Here is an 855-nt window from a genome sequence, read left to right as displayed (position 1 = left end):
CGTGGGGGCAGGGGCGTCGGGGCTGCGGACGCGCACTGCCGCCGAACTCCTCGACAAGCTCCCCATTGCGGTCATCCGCGGCAACATGTCGGAAGTGAAGGCGCTCGCCGGCGGTGCGGCGACCACGCGCGGGGTCGACGTGTGCCCTGACGATGCGGTTACGTCCGAGAACCTTGCCGAGTCGGCTGCCTTCGCCCGGGATTTCGCGCAGCAGACCGGTTCGGTCGTTGCCATTACCGGTGCGATCGATATCGTCGCGCACGGCGACGAAGCCTACGCCGTATCGAACGGGTCGCCCGTCATGGGCAAGATCACCGGTGCGGGCTGCATGCTCTCGTGCGTCTGCGCCGCGTACGCCGCAGTCAACCAGGATTCGATGCTCGATGCGACGGTTGCAGCGGTTGCGAGCATGGGGCTTGCGGGCGAGACCGCCGAGAAGCGCATGGGTTCGCGCGATGGCAACGGGTCGTTTCGCACGTATCTGCTCGACGCGTTGTACCGCATGGACGGCGAGGCGCTCGAAGCGGGCGCGAAGATCGAGCGGATCGATCGGTAACCCATGTATCCGCGCGACAGAATACGCGAGGGCATGCGCCTCTACGCCGTCACCGACGACGCCTGGCTCGACGGGCGGACGCTTGCCGAGTGCGTCGAGCAGGCGATTGCAGGCGGTGCGACGTTCGTGCAGCTGCGCGACAAACGCGCTTCGACCGAAGAGCTGGTTGCCACGGCCGAAGCGCTTGTGCCGTTGTGCCGTAAGGCGGGCGTTCCGTTTGTGGTAAACGACGATGTCGAAGCGGCGATCGCCGCCGATGCCGACGGCGTTCACGTGGGTCAGGACGACATGGCGTGCGC

General features: G+C 66.9%; 2 protein-coding genes. Both read left to right on the top strand.

All coding sequences use genetic code 11. The annotated features are described in order from the left end of the window. On the top strand, window positions 1-556 hold a 556-nt coding region (locus tag C1722_RS16445), incomplete at its 5' end, for a hydroxyethylthiazole kinase (RefSeq protein WP_102380470.1). A 3-nt stretch (window positions 557-559) separates the two neighbouring features. After that, window positions 560-855, top strand: a 296-nt coding sequence (locus C1722_RS16440; protein ID WP_146040722.1) for a thiamine phosphate synthase, incomplete at its 3' end; no start/stop codon positions are given.

The sequence above is a fragment of the Raoultibacter timonensis genome (assembly GCF_900240215.1).
Lineage (GTDB): Bacteria > Actinomycetota > Coriobacteriia > Coriobacteriales > Eggerthellaceae > Raoultibacter > Raoultibacter timonensis.
This window is presented reverse-complemented; position numbering and strand designations above follow the sequence as displayed.